This is a genomic window from Lysobacter antibioticus, assembly GCF_001442535.1.
GTDB classification, from domain to species: domain Bacteria; phylum Pseudomonadota; class Gammaproteobacteria; order Xanthomonadales; family Xanthomonadaceae; genus Lysobacter; species Lysobacter antibioticus.
The window spans coordinates 2,708,909-2,732,179 of sequence record NZ_CP013141.1 but is presented as its reverse complement, the minus strand read 5'-3'; the positions used below and the strand labels follow the sequence as shown (position 1 = coordinate 2,732,179).

At 67.4% G+C, this 23,271-nt stretch carries 14 protein-coding genes; 10 read left to right on the top strand and 4 right to left on the bottom strand.

Annotated elements, in window-relative coordinates; translation table 11 throughout:
* The first annotated feature begins 475 nt into the window (after window positions 1-475).
* Both GLA29479_RS10990 and GLA29479_RS10985 read left to right on the top strand, forming a co-directional pair.
* Complete coding sequence (locus GLA29479_RS10990; RefSeq protein WP_031371060.1) at window positions 476-685, top strand: cold-shock protein; 210 nt, start codon at window positions 476-478, stop codon at window positions 683-685.
* A 254-nt stretch (window positions 686-939) separates the two neighbouring features.
* Window positions 940-1,488 (top strand): DUF6630 family protein, encoded by a 549-nt coding sequence (locus GLA29479_RS10985; protein WP_031371061.1) that lies wholly within the window; start codon window positions 940-942, stop codon window positions 1,486-1,488.
* Between the two features lie 156 nt (window positions 1,489-1,644).
* Here GLA29479_RS10985 and GLA29479_RS10980 read toward each other — a convergent pair whose 3' ends face one another.
* The 4 genes from GLA29479_RS10980 to GLA29479_RS10965 form a co-directional block, all read right to left on the bottom strand.
* Entirely contained in the window at window positions 1,645-2,661 is a 1,017-nt protein-coding gene (locus GLA29479_RS10980) for a glycosyltransferase (RefSeq protein ID WP_057971585.1), read from the bottom strand.
* Window positions 2,658-3,983 carry a condensation domain-containing protein gene (locus tag GLA29479_RS10975; protein WP_082638540.1) on the bottom strand — a complete coding sequence of 442 codons (1,326 nt, stop codon included), beginning with the start codon at window positions 3,981-3,983 and terminating at the stop codon, window positions 2,658-2,660. Before GLA29479_RS10975 ends, GLA29479_RS10980 begins: the two co-directional genes overlap by 4 nt.
* Before the next feature lie 142 nt (window positions 3,984-4,125).
* Window positions 4,126-5,724, bottom strand: coding sequence for an N-acetylmuramoyl-L-alanine amidase (locus GLA29479_RS24490; protein WP_144436456.1), 1,599 nt, complete (start codon window positions 5,722-5,724; stop codon window positions 4,126-4,128).
* A gap of 603 nt (window positions 5,725-6,327) precedes the next feature.
* A complete protein-coding gene (locus GLA29479_RS10965; protein WP_082638538.1) occupies window positions 6,328-7,611 on the bottom strand; it encodes an MFS transporter in 1,284 nt (427 codons plus the stop codon).
* Window positions 7,612-7,935: 324 nt separating this feature from the next.
* Here GLA29479_RS10965 and GLA29479_RS10960 point away from each other — a divergent pair, with 324 nt between their 5' ends.
* From GLA29479_RS10960 to GLA29479_RS10925, 8 genes are all read left to right on the top strand, one after another.
* Window positions 7,936-9,189 carry a M48 family metalloprotease gene (locus GLA29479_RS10960; RefSeq protein WP_211265053.1) on the top strand — a complete coding sequence of 418 codons (1,254 nt, stop codon included), beginning with the start codon at window positions 7,936-7,938 and terminating at the stop codon, window positions 9,187-9,189.
* Window positions 9,186-14,711 carry an AAA domain-containing protein gene (locus GLA29479_RS10955; protein WP_057971583.1) on the top strand — a complete coding sequence of 1,842 codons (5,526 nt, stop codon included), beginning with the start codon at window positions 9,186-9,188 and terminating at the stop codon, window positions 14,709-14,711. Before GLA29479_RS10960 ends, GLA29479_RS10955 begins: the two co-directional genes overlap by 4 nt.
* Before the next feature lie 106 nt (window positions 14,712-14,817).
* Window positions 14,818-15,501 (top strand): DsbA family oxidoreductase, encoded by a 684-nt coding sequence (locus tag GLA29479_RS10950; protein WP_057971582.1) that lies wholly within the window; start codon window positions 14,818-14,820, stop codon window positions 15,499-15,501.
* A 428-nt stretch (window positions 15,502-15,929) separates the two neighbouring features.
* Window positions 15,930-16,337, top strand: a complete 408-nt coding sequence (locus tag GLA29479_RS10945) for a hypothetical protein (protein WP_057971581.1) — start codon at window positions 15,930-15,932, stop codon at window positions 16,335-16,337.
* A gap of 328 nt (window positions 16,338-16,665) precedes the next feature.
* Window positions 16,666-17,841, top strand: coding sequence for an efflux RND transporter periplasmic adaptor subunit (locus GLA29479_RS10940; protein ID WP_057920218.1), 1,176 nt, complete (start codon window positions 16,666-16,668; stop codon window positions 17,839-17,841).
* A gap of 12 nt (window positions 17,842-17,853) precedes the next feature.
* Window positions 17,854-21,069, top strand: coding sequence for an efflux RND transporter permease subunit (locus GLA29479_RS10935; RefSeq protein WP_057971580.1), 3,216 nt, complete (start codon window positions 17,854-17,856; stop codon window positions 21,067-21,069).
* Window positions 21,062-22,519: an efflux transporter outer membrane subunit gene (locus tag GLA29479_RS10930; RefSeq protein ID WP_057971579.1), complete on the top strand. Its 1,458-nt coding sequence runs from the start codon at window positions 21,062-21,064 to the stop codon at window positions 22,517-22,519. The genes GLA29479_RS10935 and GLA29479_RS10930 overlap by 8 nt, the downstream gene beginning before the upstream one ends.
* On the top strand, window positions 22,516-23,130 hold the full coding sequence (locus GLA29479_RS10925) for a TetR/AcrR family transcriptional regulator (RefSeq protein WP_051884589.1): 615 nt from the start codon (window positions 22,516-22,518) through the stop codon (window positions 23,128-23,130). The genes GLA29479_RS10930 and GLA29479_RS10925 overlap by 4 nt, the downstream gene beginning before the upstream one ends.
* Window positions 23,131-23,271 lie beyond the last annotated feature (141 nt).

The following is a 23,271-nucleotide window of genomic DNA, read 5'->3' as shown; positions in this document are numbered from 1 at the left end:
CGCTGATCGGGGTTCCACGGGCCGCCGGAGGCCGGGATCGACCCCGGTTTGGCATCGGTCCGGGGCGGCCGAATATGAACGCGGTTCAGGTTCGATGCAGCGAGCGGATTCGGTTTATTCGGCGCCAAGTCGTCCAATTGCCGGAAGTAAAATCGTAAAATTCAATAGAATCAATTAGATGAGGTCGGGGCGATAGCCTGCGCAGGCCCTCTGCCGCTACCCGGCCGCAGACGGCATGTTCCAAACCGTGCACTGGATCGCCTAATCGAATGAACGCGGGTGCGTTTCTCCAATTGATTTTCCCACCGCAGGCCACTACGGTGTACGAGCTGAGTTCGTCAAGGGTCACCGTAGGTCGTGACCCGATGCCGTAGATCGCTGATCCACTCCATCGTTCCACCTCGCTTCCTCCTTGCAACCAGCCCCAACGCCGTGAAAGCGGCATTCCAACACAACGTTTCAAGGAGTAAGCAACATGTCGGATCGTGAGATCGGTACTGTCAAGTGGTTCAACGACGCCAAGGGTTTTGGTTTCATCAGCCGTGAGAGCGGCGATGACGTGTTCGTGCATTTCCGCGCGATCCAGGGCCAGGGCTTCAAGAGCCTGCAGGAAGGCCAGAAGGTCTCCTTCGTCGTGACGCAGGGCCAGAAGGGCCTGCAAGCCGACCAGGTGCAGGCGGTCTGAACCCTCGGGTTCAACGCTGACCTCGCTACCCGCGCCGCAAGGCAGGGTGGCATCGAGAAGCCCGGCGCAAGCCGGGCTTCTTCGTTTTGGGGCTCCGCCCGTGGCGGGCTTCCTCGTTTCCTGGGCCCGGCCGTGCCGCGCCTTTTTCGTTTTTTGGCCCAGCTACGCCGGGCCGGCCGCATCCGTCCGTCGCCCCGGCTTTCCAATCCGGGCGCCAGGTCGCACCATTTCCCTTCCCCTACGGACGCCACCCCATGAGCGCACCCGACAACGAATCCGACTACGAGGGCGACGAGATCGAATTCGCCGGCGGCGACAGCGACGAGGAACTCGACGAAGAGGCGCTGGTCTGGCAGCTGATGCTGCTGATCAACCCCGGCGACGAGGACACCGCGCTGCAGCAGTTCGCGCGTTACCGCGAAACCTGCGAGGACGACGCCGACGCCGAGCCCGCCGAGACCATCCAGGAGGTGATCGACTGGACCTCCGGCTATCGCGTCGACTGGAAGGACACCGGCTCCTTCATCGATTCGATCGCGCAACTGGCCTCACGCTGGAACCTCAGCGTGGACTGGGGCGTGGAAGATCCGACCGACGAGGACTTCCTCGACGCCACCGACGTGCCGGAGCTGATGGCCAAGGCCTTCGTGCGCCTGCGCGAACACGGCTACACGCTGTGGAACCGCGACACCGGCAGCGACATGTACGCCGGCTGGATCACCCTGCGCCGCGACGACGAGAACATGGAAGCGGTCGCCGCCGCGCTCGGCATCGACATCCGCCTGGGCAGCGATGCCTACTGATCCTGCGGGGCCGGCCGGTCGCGGCTCGCGCCGCTCCTGCCCGAGTTTCATCGGCTCCGGGTAGGAGCGGCGCGAGCCGCGGCAGCGTACCGACGGGTTGAGGCGTCAGCCTGCCATCGTGAGCATCGCCCGCCGCTAAGGCGCGATCGACTCCGATCAATGCCGGCAGAACGCCGCCAGCCGCGGATGGCGTTGCTCGAACGCCCCGAGCCTGCCGAACACGCCGTCGAAATAGCCGACCGCGATGGCGACGATCTTGCGCAGCTTGTGTTCCTCGCACACCAGCACGCACAGCACCTGGTGCAGGGTCAGCAACTCGATCAGCCAATGCACCGACCAGCGCGAGGCATTGGAGCGCAGCGCGTGCACGGCGTTGCGCGAGGCGTAGTAGCGGCGCCAGGCCACGTGGTTGCTGGTCGAAAATATCCCGCGCTTGACGAAGCGCCCGACCTGCTGGCGCATCTCGACCGCGGCGTTGACGTAGACCGGTATGCCCTGGCGCGTGGCGCGCAGGCCGTACTCGATGTCGACGTACTCGATGAAATAGTCCTCGCGGAACGCGCCGAGCTCGCGATAGGCCGCGGCCGAGATCGCCGACCCCGACGAAATCACGAACAGAGTCGGGATCAGGCCCTCGACGCGATCGTCGATCCGCTCCGGCCGAGGCATCCGTCCGGCCGGCGAGAACACCGGCAGATAGCGGCCGAGGTTGGCCTCGAACACTTTCGGCCCGAGCACGAAGGCCTGGCTGCCGACCTGGGCGCAGGCCTGCATCATCCGGGCGAAGAAGTCCGGGCCGAGCTGCGAGTCCTGGTCGAGCAGGAACACCACCTGGCAACCGCGCGCCAGCAAGGCCTCGACGCCGCGGTTGTAGGCGCCGGAGATGCCGCCGGCGTTGCGGTTGAACACCACCTCGATGCCGGCGCCGCGCAGGCGCTCGTGCAGGTCGGCGTCGGCCTCGGGCGAGTTGTCGACGGCGACGACGTGGCGGCAAGCGGCATGCGCATCGTCGAGATGGATCAGGTGCGAAGCGTCCGGATGCCACAGCACGAACACCACGCCGAAGGCGCGCGGATCGATCGCGCTCGGGGTCCTGGCCGGTTCGACGGCGGTGTCGCTGGGCGGCGGCGGTCCGTACGGCGCATCCGCGCCGAGGTCGCGGTCCACCTTCATGCCGCTTCCCGCACCGACAGGATGTCGGTCTCGGCCGGATTGGCGGTGCGGCCGCGCTCCCACAGCGAGGCGATGACGTGGTCGCGGATCGCTTCGGCCTGCTCGCGCGGCAGCGAATGCTGGTCGGACATGAAGCTGAAATCCAGCTCGCCGGCGAAGCCCGACATCAGCACCGAGGTGGTGGTGCGCCAGGGCAGGTGCAGGCTCGGGCTGTACACGGTTTCCAGGTGGAAGCCGTGGTAGTCGCGCGGCATTTCGATGCGGCCGACGTTGGACAAGGTGACGTCGTAAGCGTCGAGGTCGGAGCGGCGCTCGGCGATGAATTGGTCGAACACCGAATGCAGCAGTTCCAGGCCGATGAAGAACTCGTAGACGTTGCGGGTCAGGCGTTCGATGCGCTGGTTGAGACGGGTCTTGAACGCACGCGCCTGGTTCCAGTAGCCGAGCTCGTCGACCTGGTCCGGCGGGGTGCGATTGTCGAGGGCGACGATGGCGCCGGGCGCGGAGGCGAACAGACTGTCGGCGCTGAGCCGCGGCAGGAATTTGCGGATGTCGACCGGCACGAACACCTTGCCGTTGGCGCGGTCGCTGCGGATCGTACGGAACGCCAGCGAGAACGCGACCGCGATCGCGGCGAACACCGTCACGCCTTCGGCGCGCGCGCGTTCGGCCAGGGCCTGGCTCGCTTCGCGCGGCAGTTTCCAGCGCAGCACATAAAACTCGCCCTGCGGTATCGGCGTGCGTTTGCGCCGGACCGCGAAAAACAGGCGGAACGCCATCGCCTTCCAGCGCGCGTTGCGGTGGGCGCGACGATCGTTCAGGACTTCCTCGGGCAACAGGTCCTCCATGCCGTTGACGCTGGTGTGGTGGCCGATGTCGAGGTCCGGGCGGTCGCACAGGGCCAGAGTCTCGCGCAGCAGGGTCACCATCGACAGGCCGTCGCAGATGCAGTGATGGCAAGTCAGCAGCAGCTCGCCGCCGTCTTCGTCGTGGATCCAGACCGCGCGCATCAGCGGCGCCTGGTCGCTGGCGAAGGCGGTCTCGCGTTCGCTGTGCGCTTCGCGCAGCCAATCCTGGTCGCTTTCGCGCACGACCAGGCGCAGCGGGATCGGCGCGGGATCGTCCTCGAGCAGGATCTGCGGCGAGTCGCCGTCGAGCACGGCGCAGCGCAGCATCGGATGCTTGAGCTGGATGCGGTCGAGGGCGTGGCGCAACTGCGCCGGGTCGAGCCGACCGCGGATGCGCGCGGCCTGGACCAGGGTGAACGGGGTTGCGCGGTCGACGTACATGATCCGCTCGCACAGCATCATCTTTCGTTTCATCGTGTTCTCGCGATCGGGTGGGGCGCGGCTGGCCAGGAAAGATCGGGTACGGCCGTTCGCGTTGTAGCGCAGACTTCAGGCCGTTGCGGTTCCCTCGCCCGATCGGGACGAGGGAACCGCGGCGATGCGCTCGCCGGTCGGATCAACAGTCCGGAATCACCGCGCCGTTGTTGTCGCGCGCCTCGTCGTTGCCCCAGCGGCTCAGGTAATACGCCGACACCCAGGCTCCGGCCGGACCGACATCGAGATCGGTCTTGAGCCAGTAGTGGTTGTAGCTGGTGCCGACGCGCACTTCCTGGCCCCAGGCTTTGCAGTAGACATAATTGGTGCCCTGGTAGAGGGTGCCGACCGGGGTCAGGGTCGACGGCCACTTGTAGCCGGTGGCGTTGGCGAAGGTGTCGACCCAGTACTTGCCCGGCGGGTTCGGCGTACCGCCGCCGTTGATCAGGCCGTAGTAGCTCGACCACGGGAAGTACTTGCCGGGGTCGTAGCGGTTCTCGTTCTGGGTCAGCATGCCGTGGCCCTTGACCCGCACGCTGTCGGGGACCAGATGCCAGCTGTCGTAGCCGGGGCCGTTCCAGGCCGTGCGGCAATCGATGCCGCGGCGCGCGCAGATGCTCTTGGTCAGGCGCGCCGAGGCGTTGAGCATCGCCGCCGACCAGTTGCCGGCATCGGCGGCGCGGCCGTCGTGTTCGATGCCGACGGTGTAGTAGTTGTGGTACTTCGCATGCCAGGCCTGGCGGTTTTCCGCCACCATCTGGGTGATCTGGCCGTCGGACTTGCGGATCAGATAATGCGCCGACACCTGCGCGCTGGGATTCTGGAACCAGGCGATCGAGCCGGCGTAGGAGCCTTCCATCGTGTGCAGGATCACCGCGCTCATCGCGTTCGAGGCGGTGCTGTAGTTGCTCGGGCTGGCCGGGTTCCAGATCGCTTCGCCGAAATCGACCGCCTGGGTGCCGACATCGATCGCCGGCCGCGCCAACCGATCGGCGAGTGCATGGTCGACGCGGACGCTGTCGGCGCTAGCATCGATCAGCAGGGTGGGTGCGCGCAGTCTCTGCAACTGACCGGCGTCGAAGGCGCGTTCGAGCTGCAGTGCTTGCGCCGGGATCTCGACCCCCTGCGCGCTGACGCCGCGTTCTAGCGTCTGCAGCACGCCGTAGGCGAAGCTCTGGCGTGCGTAGTCGGCGATGCCGCCGCTGGAGGCGCCGTAACCGGCGTAACGCGCCAGCACCGGGGCCAGATCTTCCGCCTGGGCGAGGGCGCGGCTGCGCCGCTCGCCTCGGCTGGCGGCCAGCGCACGGTCGAGCAGGGCGGCGCCGGCGAGGATGTTGCTTTGCGGGTCGTCGATGACCTGCTGCGCGCTGCGCCCGATCAGGCGCGCGCCTTCGCCGACCTGATCGGCGAAACCGCCGCCGTGATAAAGGCCCATAACACCGTAGGAACGCGGCATGTGCAGATCGTGCGGGTTCTGCGCTTCGGGGGCGACGTGGTTCCAGCCGGTTTCGGCATAGGCGATCGCTTCCAGCGAGCCGGCCGGCAGGTTCGGATAACGCGCATAGGCGCGGCGGAAATACTCGGGGTAGGACGCGCGCCGGGCTTGCGCCAGCACTTGCGCCTGGGTCTTGTCGAATTCGAAACGCAGAACGTCGAGGTCGGGACGGTCGGCCGCGACGGCCAGCGCCGAGGTCAGCAGCAGCGAACAGCCGAGGGCTGCGGCGAGTGAGTGCACATGCATCGAACGATCTCCTTCGGAGTGTGTAGTCCGTGGAAAGCCGCGTATGGATCCCGTTCGTTCATTGTCGTGAGCAACCGCAGGGTTTACGTGACCCGTTGCCGGAAACCGGCGCTTTGCGATGCGTCGATCTGTGCCGACGCTTCCAGTCCGGCGCGGTAGTGCGCACCGCACGCGAATATTTCACTGCGATGAACACGTTGCGCCGCGTCTGGTCCGATGCGGCGTCATGCGTCACGCATGGGGATCGCCGCCGGCGGCGGTCGCATCCGATGGCTGGCGCGCAGGATCGATTCACGAGAGCGCCTCGACTCCGTTGCAGCGGTTCGTTCGCTGAGGCATTCGCGTAGAACCAGTCCGAGCACGGCGTGCGCTTCGCCAGCCGCCTGTTCAGATCGGCAGCGTCGTCTTGCCACGAGACGGCGCCGCGTTCGTCGCGCCGTTCGTTGACGACCGGACAGTGGCCGTCCGGAACTCGCCGGGGCGCGCGGTACCGGTACGAAACGAAGCACCGTCGTCAGCGCGCCTGGGCGGTGCGCGCGGTGCTTTAAACAGTGCTCGCCGCGGTCGAGGTCTGGCGCAAGGGTCGAAACCGCAAGGTGCGCGTTACCAGCTGTCTTCGAGCATGCGCGGCTTGCATGCCAGGCGCCCGCCGACGAGCAGCACCACCAGGCAGGCGCCGAGCATCGCGAACGGCCACACCCAGCCATGACTGAGATCGTGCAGCCAACCGAACAACAAGGGACCGAGGCAGCTGAGGGTGTAGCCGAGCCCCTGCATGAAGCCCGACAACGCGGCCGAGCCGGCCGGCGTGCGCGTGCGCAGATTGATCAGGGTCAGCGACAGCGGGAAGGTGCTCGGGCCCAGGCCGATCAGCCCCACCCAGAGGAAGGTCAGGTGCATCGGCGCGAGCAGCAGGCCGGCGAAGCCGCCCAGGTAGGCCAGCATGCAGGCGATGACGATCGGAAACGGGTTGGCGATGCGTACCGCCAGTGCGGGCATGCACAGCGCGCTGATCATGCCCAGGGTCGAGAACAGCGCGACCATGCTGCCGCCGAGCGCCGGGCTGCCGCCGGCCTCGATCAACAGCTTCGGCAACCAGGTGAACATCGAATAGGTGACCAGCGAGGTCATGCCGAACATCAGCGCCATGCCCCAGGCGACCGGCGAACGCCAGACCCGGCCGGGTGCGGTGGTGGCCGGGGGCGCACTGAGTTCGGGCGCTTCGTCGCCGACGCAGACCGCATCGTCGTGGGCCCGCGCCAGCGCGCGCGCCTGCGCCGAGCGGCCGCGCGCCTCCATCCACAGCACGGTGATCCACGGCAGCGCGGCGGCCACCGCCACCAGCGACCACGAGCCCAGCGAGGTGCGCCAGCCGGCGGCCTGCGCCAGCGGCACCGCCGCCAATGCCGGCAGGATCGTGCCGAGCTGCAGCACGGTGATGTAGGCGGTGCTGACCGTGCCGACGCGATCGGCGAAATAGCGTTTGACCAGCGGCGGCAGCACGACGTTGCCGATGCCCATGCCCGCGAGCGCGAGCGCCGAGGCGATCAGCAATTGCCCGGTGCTGCCGACGAAAGCGCGTGCGAGCAGGCCGAGCGCGGCCATCGCCATCGCCAGCAGGGCGGCGCGTTCCAGGCCGATGCGGTGGGCCAGTGCCGGCGTCGCCACGCCGAACAGTGCGAACGCGGCGGTCGGCACCATCCCGAACACGCCGGTCATGGTCGAACCGAAGCCGAACTCGCGGCCGAGCGCGTCGAGCAAGGGCGTCAGCGAGGTGACCGCGGTGCGCAAGGTGAACGCCGACAGGACGATGCCGATCAGCACCCAGGCGCGTCCCTGCCACAGCGGGCGTACGATCGGGGCGGGGACAGCGGCGGTGGCGCTCATGGCTAGGTTCGTCGGACAGACGCGCCGACATGCGATGCACGCGGCCGCGCGGGAAACTGGAATCGTCGGCGCCGTCGTGGACGGCGCGTCCGCAGCCGCGGACAGGCGATGGTGAGCGGACAGTGTGGCCAGTCGCTCGCGCCGGCGCCAGCACCGCCGAGGCAACGGTCAGTTGCGGCAAAGTGGCGCCGTGCTTCGCGGCCCCGTCACGCGCGCTGCGCTGCGGCGACCATCCTGCATCGAGGCGCGGTATCGTGACCGGGCCGCCGCCCCTGCGGCGCGATGCGCGGGGCGGCGTTCAGACATTCGAGGGAGCGCGGGACCGTGGTGGCAAGCAACGACGTCCAGGACGGCATCGGCAAAGCCGATGGCGGCAACACGCACAGTGCGGCGCCGCCGCCGGCATCGCCCGTGCTGGCGCCGCTGCCGTATCACGCGGCCCTGGTCGCGCACCTCAAGCGCGCCGAAGCGGAGGTCTGGGCTTGGGCGTCCTCGCTCAGCGTGCAGGCGCAGCACGCCCAGGAGCTGCGTGCGGAACTGTTGCGCAAGACTTACCGCCTGACCCCGGAGTCGCACCCGCAGGCGCATGCGATCTGCGCCGCAGTCGTGCAACGGCTCGGCATCGAGGCGGCGACGACCTTGTATCAGGCCAGCGACGGCGCGATGGGCGCGAGCCTGTGGTACTTGCCCGGCGAAGCGCATGTGGTCCTGCAAGGGCCGGTGCTCGAACGCCTCGACGAGACCGAGCTGAGCGCCTTGCTCGGCCACGAGCTCGCGCATTACCGGCTGTGGGCGCTCGATGGCGGCGACTACTACACCGCGCAGCGCATCCTCGATCACTGCATGGCCGATCCCCAAGCAGCCGCCAGCCATGCCGAGAGCGCGCGCCTGTACAGCCTCTACACCGAGATCTATGCCGACCGCGGCGCGGCGATCGGCGCGCAGTCGGCGACCCCGGCGATCGCGATCCTGGTCAAGGTGCACACCGGCCTGGGCAGCGTCGATCCGGCCGCTTACCTGCGCCAGGCCGAGGAACTGGAATCGACCGATGGGCGCCGCTCCGAAGGCCACTCGCATCCGGAAAGCTATCTGCGCGCGCAGGCGGTCGAACGCTGGTGGCGCGGTGCCGCCGATACCGACGCCTGGCTGCGCCGGCGCCTGCAGGGGCCGCTGTCGGCCGATCGTCTCGATCTGCTCGACCAGCTCGAACTGAGCGCGCTCACCCGTCGCTTCATCGCCCGTCTGCTGCGGGTTGAAGCCTTGGGCGGCGAACTGGCGCAACAGCAGGCACGCGCCTATTTCCCCGATTGGGGCGCCGACGAAGCGGTCGCCGGCGACGATGAGCTGAGCGCCGAACGCATCGACGACAGCGTGCGCCGCTACCTGCATTGCGTGATGCTGGATTTCGCCCTGATCGACGAAGCGCAACGCGAAGCGGCGGTGTTCGAGGCCGCGCGTCTGGCGCATACGCTGGGCAGCCGTAGCGAATTCATTACTGCGCTCAAGCGCGATGCGGGGCTCGGCAAACGCGAGCTGGACAAGCTCGCGCGCCGCCTCGACAAGGAACCGAGCGCATGAACGAGCCCGTGAACGAGCCGGCCACCGGGCCGGCCCTGCCGACGCAAGCGAGCAGCCTGCGTGCGGTGGTCGAAGCCCAGCGCGGCGCCGGCCTGGCCACCGACGACGTCCTGTTCCTGGCCTTGCCGCTGTTTCGCTCGGTCGCGCAGCTGCATGCGCACGGGCGCGTCGCCGCGCTCGGCGCCGACGATATCGTCCAGGTCGCCGGCGAGGGCTTGAGCCTGCGTGCAGCCGACGGACGCTTGCCGCGGCTCGAACTGGAAGCGATACGACGCCTGCAACCGCCGCCGGGCTCGACCCTGAACATCGTCGGCGAGCTGCGCGTCACCCAGGACGCCGCCCACGGCGCACGGGTCGAGAACCTGCAGACCCAACGCGACGCTTCGCAGCCGATCGAGCATCCGGTGTACCTGCCGGGCTATACCTCGTGGGAACTGGTCCTCGGACATCACGACGAAATCGGCGACATCTTCCAACTCGGGCAGGTGCTCGCCAGCCTGGCCTGCGGGCTCGACTTCGACGACGGCGACGACCTGGAACTGTTCGCCGCGCAACGACAGAACCTGTTCCGGATCAACCCGCGCCTCAACCCGGTGCTCGCCGCGATCGTGGTCGAGATGACCGCCCTGAATCGCCACGAGCGCGCCACCGACCTGGCCTCGATCGTGCGCCGTCTGGAGACTTATCGCGACCAGCCGGTGGGCCTGGATGTCGAGCGCGTCCTGTCCGGCGCCCAGGGCGAGGTCTCGCGCCGTGTCGCAGTGCTGTCGCATCTGCGCGACCGCTTGTTCGATCTGTCGCGGCGCAATCGCCTGCTGCAGTTCCGCCCGACCCAGGCCAGCGTCAACCTGACCATCGCCAGCGTGCCGATCGTGCTGCAGCTCGGCAGCATACGGCCCGAACAGCTGTGCACCTGGAGCGGCGAGTTCGCCGACGAGGTGATCGCCGGCAAGGCGGTCAGCCTGCATCGCTGGCTGCGTTTCGAAGACCAGCCGTATCTGCCGGGCGCGCTCGACCGCATCGCCCAGGAAACCCGGCGCGACCGCGCCGAGTATGGTTTCAGCCATCTGCGCCTGGTGGTCGCGTTCCTGCGCTGGCACAACCTCAAGGAAGATCCCGAACAGCGCATGGTCTCGCCGCTGCTGTGGCTGCCGGTCGAACTGGTGCGCAAGAAGGGCGTGCGCGATCAGTACGTGATCCAATGCGAAGACGGCGAAGCCGAGTTCAACCCGGCCTTGCGCCATTACCTGCGTCAGCTCTACGACATCCGCCTGCCCGAGACCGTCGACCTGCAGAAGGTCTCGTTGGAATCGATCCATGCCGATCTCGCCGCGCAAATCCGCGCCTCCGAGCCCGGGGTCGAGCTGCGCCTGCAACGCAAGCCGGCGATCGAGCTGATCCGGCGCAAGGCAGTGCAACGCCTGCAGCAGTATCAGCGCCGCAGCGGCGGACGCGCACGCAGCGACGGCCCGCGCCCGGACTTCAGCTACGAACGCGACGACTACCGTCCGCTGGGTTTGGCCTTGTTCCGCCAGCATGTCCAGCCGAGCCCCTTGCCGCTGCGCGGCGCGGTCGGTGCGGCGCCGACGCCGAGCCCGTTGCACATGAGCGCGAGCGCGGACGAGGTCGAGCACACGACTTACGCGCTGCAGGACGACAACGGCCATGCCTACGCCTGGGACTTCGATCTGACCCAGGTCACCCTGGCCAATTTCAACTACCGCAAGATGTCGCTGGTGCGCGACTACGCGCAACTGATCGAAGAAGGCGCCGCCAACCCGGCCTTCGACAAGGTGTTCTCGATCGAGCCGCGCGAGGTGGATGTCGCCGCGCCGCCGCCGATCGCGCCGGCCGAACAGTGGAACGTGATCGCCAGCGACGCCACCCAGACCGCCGCGGTGGCCTTGGCCCGCGGCGGCCGTAGTTTCATCATCCAGGGGCCGCCCGGCACCGGTAAATCGCAGACCATCACCAATCTGATCGCCGATTACGCCGGCCGCGGCCAACGCGTGCTGTTCGTGTGCGAGAAGCGCGCGGCGCTGGACGTGGTGTTCCATCGTCTCAAGCAGGCCGGCCTGGACGAGCTGTGTTGCCTGATCCACGATTCGCAAACCGACAAGAAGGCCTTCGTGCAGAACCTGCGCGAGGGTTACGAACGCTGGGTCGCCCAGCCGCATCAGCACGAGCGCCTGAGTCAGTCGCGCGCATCGAGCCTGGATGAACTGGCCGGGCAGCTCGGCCGGATCGAAGGCTTCGAGCGCGGCATGGCGCAGATGCCGGAACGCCTGGCCTGCAGTGTGCGCAGTCTGCTGCGGCGTTCGATCGAGCTGCCGCCGATGCAGGCCGAGATCGGTGCGGCCGAACGCGAACATCTGCCCGACTACGCGGTGTGGGAGCGCAATCGCGAATCCGGCGAGCGCTTGCGTGCCTTGCTGCAGGAGCGCTTCGGCCTCGACCGCCTCGCCGGCCATCCGTTCGCGCGCCTGTCGGCGGGGCTGCTCGGCGACGAACGCGCCTATGCCCAGACCGTGGCCTGCCTCGACGAATGCGAGCCCTTGCTCGACCGCCTCGACGCCGCGTTCGAGGACGGCAACAGCCTCTTGAATCCTCAGCGGGGTCTGGCCGATGCGGTGCAAGCGTCGTCGATGGCCCGGCGACTGCGCGACGCCCGATTGGCGGCGCATCCGGATTTGCTCGATGCCGGTTCGACCGCGAGCGCGCAACTGCGGCGCGAGCGCGACGAACTCGACGGACTGGACCGGCGCCGCGCCGAAGCCGGGCAGGGCACCGTGCACTGGCGCGCGCCGTTCTCGGTGCAGGACACCGAAGCGGCCCTGGCGGCCGCGCGCCGCGATGAAGCCTCGCTGCTGCGCTGGCTCAAGCCGTCGTGGTGGCGCCTGCGAGGGGTGCTGTCGCGCAGTTACGACTTCGCCCAGCACGCGATGCGCCCGAGCTATACCCAGGTGTTGGAAGCCAAGGCCGCTCATCATCAGGCGGACGCGGCCTATGCGCAGGCCGAAGAGCGCCTGCGCGCACGCCTGGACACGCCGGCGGCCGCCGCCTGCCTGGCCACGCTCGACCAATGGACCAGCGCGTCGGCGGCTTCGCCGGTGTTGCGCGAGTTGCTCGAACGCCTGCGCGCGGCGCCGGACCCGCTTGCCCATGCCGCGCGCGAAGCCGAGTACGCCGACCCGCTGCTGCGCCTGCAGCAGATCGTCGAGAGCCGTCTCGACATGCCGAAGACAGTGAGTCTGGGCGAGTTGGCCGAATGGACCCGCGATCTGCGCGAGAGCCTCGACGACCTGCCGGATTTCCTGCCGTCGCTGCGCGCGATCCATCAGGCCGGTCCGGCCTATGCGCATGCCTTGCAACAGCTCGATCTGCCGGCGTCGCAGCTTGAGGCCCTGGTCGCCGACGAGGCACTGGCCCGCTTGTACCGCGAGCAGCCCGAACTCGCACGCTTCGACGGCCGCACCCTGGCCGACGCGGCGCAGCGCGTCGCCCGCGCCGAACGTCAGTTGCTCGAACGCAATGCCTCGGTGGTGCGGGCGACCCTGCACCGCAGCTTCCTCGAACACGTGCGCCAGTCCTCGCTGTCGGCCAGCCAGCTCGACAGCGACGGCAAGCTGTTCAAGAAGCGCTACGCCACCGGCCGGCGCGAGCTCGAACACGAGTTCGGCAAGAGCATGCGCTACCGCTCGATCCGCGAACTCGCCGGCGGCGATACCGGGTTGGTCGTCAACGACCTGAAACCGATCTGGCTGATGAGCCCATTGTCGGTGTCCGACACCTTGCCGCTCGCCGCCGACCTGTTCGACGTGGTGATCTTCGACGAAGCCAGCCAGATCCCGACCGAAGAAGCGGTGCCGGCACTGAGCCGCGCGCGCCAGGCGGTGGTGGTCGGCGACGAAATGCAGTTGCCGCCGACCAGCTTCTTCTCCGCCGCCGGCGACGAGGACGATATGCAGGTCGTCGCCGAAGAGGACGGCGAGCGCATCGCGATCAACCTCGACGCCGACAGCCTGCTCAACCAGGCCGCGCGCAACCTGCCGGCGACCTTGCTGGCCTGGCATTACCGCAGCCGTCACGAGGCGCTGATCAGCTTCTCCAACGCCGCCTTCTACGATGGCCGCCTGATCACCATTCCCGACCGCCGGCTCGACGCGCGCGTCGACGAGTCCTTGAGCGTGCGCGCCGCCGAAGCGCAGGCCGCGGCGGCCGGCGTCGACGCGTTGCTGGCGCGGCCGATCAGCCACCACCGCGTGGAGGACGGCGTTTACGCCAACCGCTGCAACCTGGCCGAGGCACGCTACATCGCCGGCCTGGTGCGCGAATTGCTGCGCCGCGAAACCGGTCTCAGCCTGGGCGTGGTCGCCTTTTCCGAGGCGCAGCAGGGCGAAATCGAATCAGCGCTGGAGGCCTTGGCGGCCGAAGACGCCGACTTCGCCATGCGCCTGGAACGCGAGTACCTGCGTGAGGACGACGATCAGTTCTGCGGCCTGTTCGTCAAGAACCTGGAGAACGTGCAGGGCGACGAACGCGACCTGATCCTGCTGAGCATCTGCTACGCGCCCGGCGCCGACGGCCGCATGCTGATGAACTTCGGCCCGATCAACCAGCGCGGCGGCGAGAAGCGCCTCAACGTCATCTTCAGCCGCGCCAAGCATCGCATGGCCGTGGTCACCACGATCCGCGCCGACGCGATCACCAACACCCACAACGACGGCGCCGCCGCCTTGCGCGCCTTCCTGCAGTTCGCCGAAGCTAGCGCGCGCGGCGAATCCGAACGCTCGCAGACCGTGCTCGGTGCCCTCAACCCCGGCGCCGAGCGCGCCTTCGCCAGCGCGCCGAAGCGCGACGCCTTCCGCGCCGCGCTGCTGCGGGCCTTGCGCGAACGCGGCCATGTCGTCCACGAGCATGTCGGGCGCTCGCAGTTCCGCTGCGACCTGGGCATCGTCGACCCGAGCGGCGAAGGCTATGCGCTGGCGATCCTGCTCGATGCGCCCGATGTGGACGGCGAGGCGGTGTCGGTGGAGGTGCGCGAGCGCTACGTGTTCCGCCCCGGCATCCTGCGCGCGTTCGGCTGGCGGGTGATCGACCTGCCGTCGAGCGAGTGGTTGCGCAACCCGCAGGCGGTGCTGGAACGCATCGAAGCCAGCATGCAGGCCGATCAGGATGCGGCTGAGGAAGCTGTCACCGACGAGGGGGCTGCAGCCGACGGTACGACCGGCAGTGTCGAGACCGTTTCGATGCCGACCGACGCGGCTGCACCGGATCCGGCTTCATCGCCGTCGACGGCCGCACCGACCTTGCGCGAGTTCCTGCTGCAACAGGGCAGCTCGAACAAGTTCTGGCGCATCGGCCAGCACGACGGCGAGATGACCGTAGTGTTCGGCCGGGTCGGCACGCGCGGGCAGACCCTGATCAAGCAGTTCGATACGCCCGAACGCGCCGAACGCGAAGTCATCAAGCTGATCGAGGAGAAGCTGCGCAAGGGTTACACGGAGGCCGCGCCGGGCTGAGCCAATGGAACGCACCGATCCGCTGGTGCGGCGCGGAGCCGGTTGAACCCTACCGGTTCCGGCCGCATCGTGAGGGTTCATTCCAACCGCCTCGCGCAGCCTTCCCATGACCCAGAACGCCACCAACCCGACGCCGCGCGTCAAGATCGACTTCGTTTCCGACGTGGTCTGCCCCTGGTGCGCGGTCGGCCTGAAATCGCTGGAGCAGGCCATCGCCCGGATCGGCGACGAGGTCGAAGTCGAACTGCATTTCCAGCCGTTCGAACTCAACCCGCAGATGGCGCCCGAAGGCGAGAGCATCGACGAGCATCTAGCGCATAAGTACGGCCTCAGCGCCCAGCAACTCGCGCAGAACCGCGACGCCCTGCGCCAGCGCGGCGCTGCGGTCGGCTTCGAGTTCAACGCACGCGACCGCATCTACAACACCTTCGACGCTCACCGCCTGCTGCACTGGGCCGCCACCGAAGGCGCCGTCCAGGAACACGCGCTCAAGAACGCCCTGCTCAAGGCCTATTTCACCGACAGCCAAGATGTGTCTGCGCACGACATCCTCGCCCGCGCCGCCGCCGAAGCCGGTCTCGACGAAGCGCGCGCACGCGCGGTGCTGGCCTCCGGCGAGTACGCCGACGACGTCCGCGAGCAAGAGCGCTTCTACCAGAGCCAAGGCATCCGCGCCGTGCCCTCGGTGATCATCAACGACCGTCACCTGATCCAGGGCGGGCAACCGGTCGAACAGTTCGAAGCCGCGCTGCGGCAGATCGCGGGCTTGCCTTCGCCCGGCAAGGCCTGATCGCTTGCGTTCTGGGCGGCCAGGGATGCGATGGCAGCCTTGCTGAATCTCGTCCGCCGACCTTTCTGACTGACGCCATCCCGCTCGCTGATCGGGATGGCGTTGCCGTTATTGGCATCGCAATCGCCATCGTTGCTCCAGGTTCGATCCCGATTCCCTGGATGAGACGCGGCAGGGTTGTGTAAGTGCGCCAAGGTCGTAACGGTCATCGAAACACCATCGGCTCGTAGCCAGTGCGTATGCCTTCAGGCCTTGTCTTGATCCCGCCCGATCCGTAGCATGCGCCTCGCGATCAACAAGGTCGCATCCCCTCTTTGCCAGCCCGGCTCCGCGCCTGCCAGCTTCTTTTTTCCTCCGTTCGCGCTTCTGGGCGAGAATGCCCGGCATGCTGATCGAAAGGTCGACATCAGGTCGTGAGGAATTCAATCATGCGCTCACGTTCGGCCAGCGCTTACCTGTCGTTGATGGTCGGAGTCGCCACAGGCGTATTCGTGTTGTCTATTGCGAGGACGCTCTACTACTTCGCGATCGACCGGCAGCCCGAGATGTCGCCGATGATGTTCATCGTTTTCGCGCCGGTCGTCGCTCTGCCTTTCATGTTCGTCGCCGCAGTCGCCGAGTTCGTGGCGCGACGATTGATGCCCCGCTTGAAGCAGTCGAGGAAGCAATCGAGTCGGTCGTGGTCTTTTTTGATCGGCGCCTCCTACACCTCGCCGCTGTTCGGGCTCATCGACGCGCGCTTGCTCGTGCTCTGTCTGTTGATCAATCCCGTTGTCGCGCATGTACTGCTTGCGCGGCGCGAGCGCGCTGACGCGGTCGACCGACCACTGAGTTGACGGCCAATCGCCGGCGATCCGACGGTCCGGCACCGCGGCATCCGGTTTCGGCCACTCGGCTAGTCCAGCAATCCGGCCTTTGCCGACTCGGGCCAAAACCCAAGCCCTCCCGACCGCCTGATCTTGCCGATCGAGCGTTTTAGGCGCTGCTTTGCACAAAAACGCGCCGCAAGCCCGAAAAACGCACGGAAAACCCGCCTGAACGGGCTTTTGGCGGCTTGACCCGGATCGGCTTAAAAAAGAGAATGATCGTTCATTCTTTGAAGTGGCCGCGGTCCGTCCGACCGCCACAACGTCCTGAGGCTCCCCCATGCCGTCGCGCAAGTCCATGTCCTATAAGGCAATTCTCACCGTTTCCGTGCTCGCCATGGCGCTCGCCGCCTGCGGCAAGGGCGGCGATCAACAAGGCGGGCCTGGCGGCCCCGGCGGCCAGAAGGGCCAGGTCACCGTGGTGACCCTGAAGCCCGAGACCATCACCCTGACCCGCGAGCTGCCGGGGCGCACCAGCGCGTCGCTGATCGCCGAGGTCCGGCCGCAGGTCAACGGCATCGTCGAGAAGCGTCTGTTCACCGAAGGCGGCCTGGTCCGCGCCGGGCAGCCGCTGTATCAGCTCGACGACAAGACCTATGCCGCCGATCTCGAAACCGCGCGCGCCACTCTGGCGCGCGGCGAAGCGGCCTTGAACTCGGCGCGTCTCAACGCGCGCCGCTCCAGCGACCTGGTCAAGATCGATGCGGTCAGCAAGCAGGACGACGAAACCGCGGTCGCTACGCTCAAGCAGAGTCAGGCCGATGTGTCCTCGGGCCGCGCGGCGGTGCAGAGCGCCAGCGTGATCCTCGGCCGCGCGCGCATCACCTCGCCGATCAACGGCCGCATCGGCAAGTCCGCGGTGACGCAGGGCGCGCTGGTCACCGCCAACCAGGCCGAGCCGCTGGCGGTGGTGCAGCAACTCGATCCGGTCCACGTCGACATCAGCCAGTCCAGCGCCGAACTGCTCGCCCTGCGCAAGCAGATCGCCGCCGGCACCCTGACCGAGGCGACCACGCCGGTGACGATCCTGCTCGAAGACGGCAGCAAGTACGCGCTCGAGGGCAAGCTGGCGTTCTCGGAAGTCACCGTCGACGAAGGCACCGGCAGCTTCCTGCTGCGCGTGGTGGTGCCGAACCCCGACAACATCCTGATGCCCGGCATGTACGTGCGTGCCCTGGTCGGTACCGGCGTGCGCCAGAACGCGCTGCTCGTGCCGCAGCAGGGCATTTCGCGCGATCCCAAGGGCGCGGCGACCGCGATGGTCGTCAACGCCAAGGGTCAGGTCGAGCCGCGCGAAGTCCAGGTCAGCCAGGCCATCGGCGACAAGTGGCTGGTCGAAGGCGGCCTGAAGGCCGGCGACAAGGTCATCGTCGAAGGCCTGCAGAAGATCGGCCCCGGCATGCCGGTCGACGCGACCGAAAAGGGCGCAGCGCCGGCCAAGCCGGCCGCGGCCCCCGCCGCGCCGAAGCAGTAATCGGAGAAATTCATGGCACGGTTCTTTATCGATCGCCCGATCTTTGCCTGGGTCCTGGCGATCATCATCATGCTCGGTGGCGCGATTGCGATCACCCAGCTGCCGATCTCGCAGTACCCCACCATCGCGCCGCCGACCGTATCGGTGAACGCGTCCTACCCCGGCGCCTCGGCCAAAGCCGTCGAAAACTCGGTGACCCAGATCATCGAGCAGAACATGAAGGGCATCGACGGCCTGATGTACATGTCGGCGACCAGCTCGTCCGACGGTCAGTCCGGCGTCACCCTGACGTTCGAAAGCGGTACCGACCCCGACATCGCCCAGGTCCAGGTGCAGAACAAGCTGCAGCTGGCCACGCCGTTGCTGCCGCAGATCGTGCAGCAGCAGGGCGTGAGCGTGTCGAAGGCTAACTCGGCCTTCCTGCTGGTGATCGGCTTCGTGTCCGAAGACGGCAGCATGAGTGGCGCCGACATCGCCGACTACGTCGCCGCCAACCTGGTCGACCCGCTCGCCCGCGTCGACGGCGTCGGCAGCACCCAGCTGTTCGGTACCAAGTACGCGATGCGCATCTGGCTCGACCCGGACAAGCTCAACACCTACAAGCTGACCCCGACCGACGTCATCAACGCCCTGCGCGCGCAGAACGCCCAGGTCGCGGTCGGCCAGCTCGGCGGCACGCCGTCGGTGAAGGGCCAGCAGCTCAATGCCACCGTCACCGCGCAGGATCGTCTGCAGACGGCCGAGCAGTTCCAGAACATCGTCGTGCGCGCCAACAGCAGCGGCGCGGTGTTGAAGTTGTCCGACGTGGCCCGGGTCGAACTGGGGCAGGAGGACTACAGCACCATCGCCCGTTTCAACGGCAAGCCGGCGACCGGTATCGCCATCTCGCTGGCGACGGGCGCCAACGCGCTGGCCACCGCGCAGGCCATCCAGGCCGAACTCGAGCAACTCAAGCCTTCGTTCCCGAAGGGCCTGACGGCGGTGACGCCGTTCGACACCACGCCGTTCGTGCGCGTGGCGATCGAGGAAGTGGTCAAGACCCTGCTCGAAGCGATCGTGCTGGTGTTCCTGGTCATGTACCTGTTCCTGCAGAACTTCCGCGCCACCCTGATCCCGACGATCGCGGTGCCGGTGGTGTTGCTGGGTACGTTCGGCCTGCTCGCGTTGTTCGGCTATTCGGTCAACATGCTGACCATGTTCGCGGTGGTGCTGGCGATCGGCCTGTTGGTCGACGACGCCATCGTCGTGGTCGAAAACGTAGAGCGCGTGATGAGCGAAGAGGGGCTGTCGCCCATCGAAGCCACGCGCAAATCGATGGACCAGATCACCGGCGCGCTGGTCGGCATCGGCCTGGTGCTGTCGGCGGTGTTCGTGCCGATGGCCTTCCTCGGCGGCGCCACGGGCGTGATCTATCGCCAGTTCTCGGTGACCATCGTTTCGGCGATGGGCCTGTCGGTGCTGGTCGCGATCGTGCTGACCCCGGCGCTGTGCGCGACCATGCTCAAGCAGATCGAGAAGGGTCACCACGCTTCCGACAAGGGCTTCTTCGGCTGGTTCAACGACAAGTTCGACCGCGGCAACAAGAAGTACCAGAGCGCGGTGCACGGCATTGTCACCCGCACCGGCCGCTTTATGATCGTGTTCGCGGCGATGGCGGCCTTGATGGCGGTGCTGTTCTTCCGTCTGCCGTCCTCGTTTCTGCCGCAGGAAGACCAGGGCTTCTTGTTCACCATCGTGCAGGCGCCGGTCGGCGCCACCCAGGAACGCACCGGCGAAGTGCTCAAGAAGGTCGAAGAGCAGTTCCTCGGCGACAAGGCGGTGGACTCGCTGTTCACGGTGCAGGGCTTCAGCTTCGCCGGTAACGGCCAGAATGCCGGTATGGCGTTCTCGCAGCTGAAGTCGTGGGAAGAGCGCGAAGCGACCTGGGGCGACCGTTGGCGTTGGCTGACCAGCTTCGGCAAGACGCCGATGCCGGACAACAGCGTCAACGCCGTGGTCGGCCGCGCCATGGGCAGCTTCATGCAGATCAAGGATGCGTTCGTGTTCGCGCTGGCGCCGCCGGCGGTGTTCGAACTCGGCAACTCCAACGGTTTCGTGTTCTACCTCAAGGACAACGGTGCGCTCGGCCACGATGCGCTGGTCGCCGCGCGCAACCAGTTCCTCGGCGCGGCCGGTCAAAGCGCGCTGCTGCAGAACGTGCGTCCGAACGGCATGGAAGACACGCCGCAGTTCCGCGTCGATGTCGACAACCAGAAGGCGTCGGCCCTGGGCCTGAACATCGCCGACATCAACTCGACCCTGCAGGCGGCCTGGGGCGGCCAGTACATCGACGACTTCGTCGACCGCGGCCGCGTCAAGCGCGTCTACATCCAGGCCGATGCGCCGTTCCGCATGGCGCCGACCGACTTCAACCGTTGGTACGTGCGCAACGACAAGGGCGAAATGGTGCCGTTCTCGGCGTTCGCCACCACGCGCTGGGAGTTCGGTTCGCCGCGCCTGGAGCGCTACAACGGCGTCTCGGCGCTGGAAATCAACGGCGAAGCCAAGCCGGGCGTGAGCTCGGGCGAGGCCATGGCCGAAGTCGAGAAGCTGGTCGCGCAGCTGCCGGCGGGCATCGGTCTGGAATGGACCGGCCTGTCGTACCAGGAACGCCAGGCCGGTGCGCAGACGCCACTGCTGTACACCTTGTCGTTGCTGATCGTGTTCCTGTGTCTGGCCGCGATGTACGAAAGTTGGGCGATCCCGACCTCGGTGCTGCTGATCGCGCCGATGGGCATCCTCGGCACCGTGCTGGCGACCTGGATGCGCGGCATGGAGCGCGATGTTTACTTCCAGGTGGCGATGCTCACTACCGTGGGTCTATCGAGCAAGAACGCGATCCTGATCGTGGAGTTCGCCAAGGAAAACCTCGAGAAGGGCATGGACCTGATCGCGGCGACCCTGGCCGCGGTCGGCGACCGTCTGCGCCCGATCATCATGACCTCGCTGGCGTTCGGTCTCGGCGTGTTGCCGCTGGCGTTGGCGAGCGGCGCGGGTTCCGGTGCGCAGCGCGCGATCGGTACCGGCGTGCTCGGAGGCATGGTGGTGGGTACCTTCCTCGGTATCTTCTTCGTCCCGCTGTTCTTCGTGGTGGTCGAGAAGCTGTTCGTGAGAAAGAAGAAGCATGCGGCCAAGGACCACGCTGCGCCCTCGCAGCCTGCCGCGGAAGGAGCGCAGAGCCATGAATAAGTTCGCCATGCATGCCCTGGCGCTCGCGGTGACGCTGGCCATGACCGGCTGCGTCAGCCTGGCGCCGAAGTTGCCCGCCGCCGATGCGGCGATCCCGGGCGAGTGGCCGTTGCCGCCGACCACCCAGGCGTTCGCCGGCACCGCGGCGGAGACTGCGGCGTCGACGACATCGGCTGACCCCGCGACGGCTTCGGCCGTCGCGGTGGCCGACATCGGCTGGCGCGATTTCTTCGTCGACCAGAATCTGGAAGACCTGATCGGGCGCGCCCTCGACAACAACCGCGACCTGCGCGTGGCTGTGCTCAACGTCGAGAAGGCGCGTGCGCAGTACCGCATCCAGCGCGCCGACCGTCTGCCCGCGGTCGGCGCCAGCGCCGAACTGCAGCGCACCGGCGGCGACAACCGTCAGGTCAGCGACGTCTACACCGCCGGTGTCGGCATCGCCAACTTCGAGCTCGACCTGTTCGGTCGCGTGCGCAGTCTCAGCCAGGCCGCGTTGCAGCGTTATTTCGCCGAAGAGGAAAACCGCCGCAGCGCCCAGCTCAGCCTGATCGCCGAAGTCGCCAACGCCTACCTGACCCTGGCCGCCGACCGCGAGCTGTTGTCGGTGTCGGAAGCGACCTTGAAGAACCAGCAGGCCGCCTACGATCTGACCGAGAAGCGCCGCGAGCTCGGCGCGGTGTCCGGGCTGGAAGTCAGCCAGGCCCGCACCCAGGTCGAGACCGCGCGTGCCGATGCGGCGCGTTATGCCGGCCAGGTTGCGCAGGACATCAACGCGCTCAACCTGCTGGTCGGCGAGCCGGTCGATGCGGCGCTGTTGCCGCAACGCCTGACCGACGGCACCACCGGCATCGGCGCCTTGCCGGCCGGCTTGCCGTCGGAGGTATTGCTGCGTCGCCCCGACGTGCAACAGGCCGAACATCTGCTGCGCGCGGCCAATGCCAACATCGGCGCGGCCCGCGCCGCGTTCTTCCCGTCGATCAGCCTGACCGGTCTGCTCGGCAGCTCCAGCAACGAGCTGTCGGGTCTGTTCGACTCGAACACGCGCGTGTGGACGGTGAACCCGGTGGTCAACATCCCGATCTTCCAGGGCGGCAAGCTGCGCGCCGGGCTGGGTTCGGCGAAGGCTGACCAGGGCATCGCGTTGGCGCAGTACGAAAAGGCGATCCAGTCCGGTTTCCGCGACGTCGCCGATGCACTGGCGCTGACCGCGACCCTGGCCGAACAGCGCCAGGCGCAGGAAGCCCTGGTCGAAGCGGCGACGCGCGCCGACCAGTTGTCGACCGCGCGCTACAAGGCCGGTCGCGACAGCTACCTCAACCAGCTCGATGCGCAGCGCACGCTGTATGCCGCGCAGCAGGGCCTGGTGTCGACGCGCCGGGCCGAACAGGCCAATCGCGTCACGCTCTATAAAGTCCTTGGAGGTGGCTGGAACGAGCGCAGCCAATGAGCACCCCGGGCAAGCCCACTGCCAAGGCCGAGGCGCGCGCGCTGGCTCAGCGCGAGCGCATCCTGACCGCGGCGCAGAAATGCTTCGTCGTGCATGGCTTCCATGCCGCGAGCATGGCCAATATCGCCGATACGGCCGGCATGAGCGCCGGCCTGATCTACCGGTATTTCAAAGGCAAGAACGACATCATCCTGGCGATCATCGAGCGTCAGCTCGAAGAGGCGCGGGCCGATATCGCCAAGCTGCACGCGACCAGCGACCTGGTGTCGGGCATCGCCGAAGTGTTCCAGCAATGGCAGGCGAACGATCCCAACATCACCAGCGCGGCCTTGTTCCTGGAGCTGACCGCCGAAGCGACGCGCGATGAAGAGATCGCCGCGGCGACCCATGCCTCGGATCGGGTGTTCCGTTCCGATCTTGCGGCCTGGTTCGCGCGCAGCGCCAAGGATGGTGGCCTCGGCATCCCGAAGGCCGCCGTCGATACGCGTGTGTTGATCCTGCAATGCCTGATCGAAGGACTGGCGATGCGGGCGATCTCGCAACCCGACCTCGACGTGGAGCAGGTGAAGACGGCGTTGGACCAGTTTCTGCCGAGCCTGCTGACGGCGTGAGCCGAGTGGAAGATTGAGTCGTTAGACGTCGCCGGACGGCGACGAGCGCAGAGGCCGCCTTCGGGCGGCCTTTTGTTTGTCGCTGAGGCGATGTTGCGCCGTTGTCGCATTGACGCGGTCGCGGCTCGCGCCGCTCCTACC

Coding starts and splice junctions, on each gene's coding strand:
- GLA29479_RS10990 (WP_031371060.1), top strand. CDS start 476: ATGTCGGATCGTGAGATCGGTACTGTCAAGTGGTTCAACGACGCCAAG.
- GLA29479_RS10985 (WP_031371061.1), top strand. CDS start 940: ATGAGCGCACCCGACAACGAATCCGACTACGAGGGCGACGAGATCGAA.
- GLA29479_RS10980 (WP_057971585.1), bottom strand. CDS start 2,661: ATGAAGGTGGACCGCGACCTCGGCGCGGATGCGCCGTACGGACCGCCG.
- GLA29479_RS10975 (WP_082638540.1), bottom strand. CDS start 3,983: ATGAAACGAAAGATGATGCTGTGCGAGCGGATCATGTACGTCGACCGC.
- GLA29479_RS24490 (WP_144436456.1), bottom strand. CDS start 5,724: ATGCATGTGCACTCACTCGCCGCAGCCCTCGGCTGTTCGCTGCTGCTG.
- GLA29479_RS10965 (WP_082638538.1), bottom strand. CDS start 7,611: ATGAGCGCCACCGCCGCTGTCCCCGCCCCGATCGTACGCCCGCTGTGG.
- GLA29479_RS10955 (WP_057971583.1), top strand. CDS start 9,186: ATGAACGAGCCCGTGAACGAGCCGGCCACCGGGCCGGCCCTGCCGACG.
- GLA29479_RS10950 (WP_057971582.1), top strand. CDS start 14,818: ATGACCCAGAACGCCACCAACCCGACGCCGCGCGTCAAGATCGACTTC.
- GLA29479_RS10945 (WP_057971581.1), top strand. CDS start 15,930: ATGCGCTCACGTTCGGCCAGCGCTTACCTGTCGTTGATGGTCGGAGTC.
- GLA29479_RS10940 (WP_057920218.1), top strand. CDS start 16,666: ATGTCCTATAAGGCAATTCTCACCGTTTCCGTGCTCGCCATGGCGCTC.
- GLA29479_RS10935 (WP_057971580.1), top strand. CDS start 17,854: ATGGCACGGTTCTTTATCGATCGCCCGATCTTTGCCTGGGTCCTGGCG.
- GLA29479_RS10930 (WP_057971579.1), top strand. CDS start 21,062: ATGAATAAGTTCGCCATGCATGCCCTGGCGCTCGCGGTGACGCTGGCC.
- GLA29479_RS10925 (WP_051884589.1), top strand. CDS start 22,516: ATGAGCACCCCGGGCAAGCCCACTGCCAAGGCCGAGGCGCGCGCGCTG.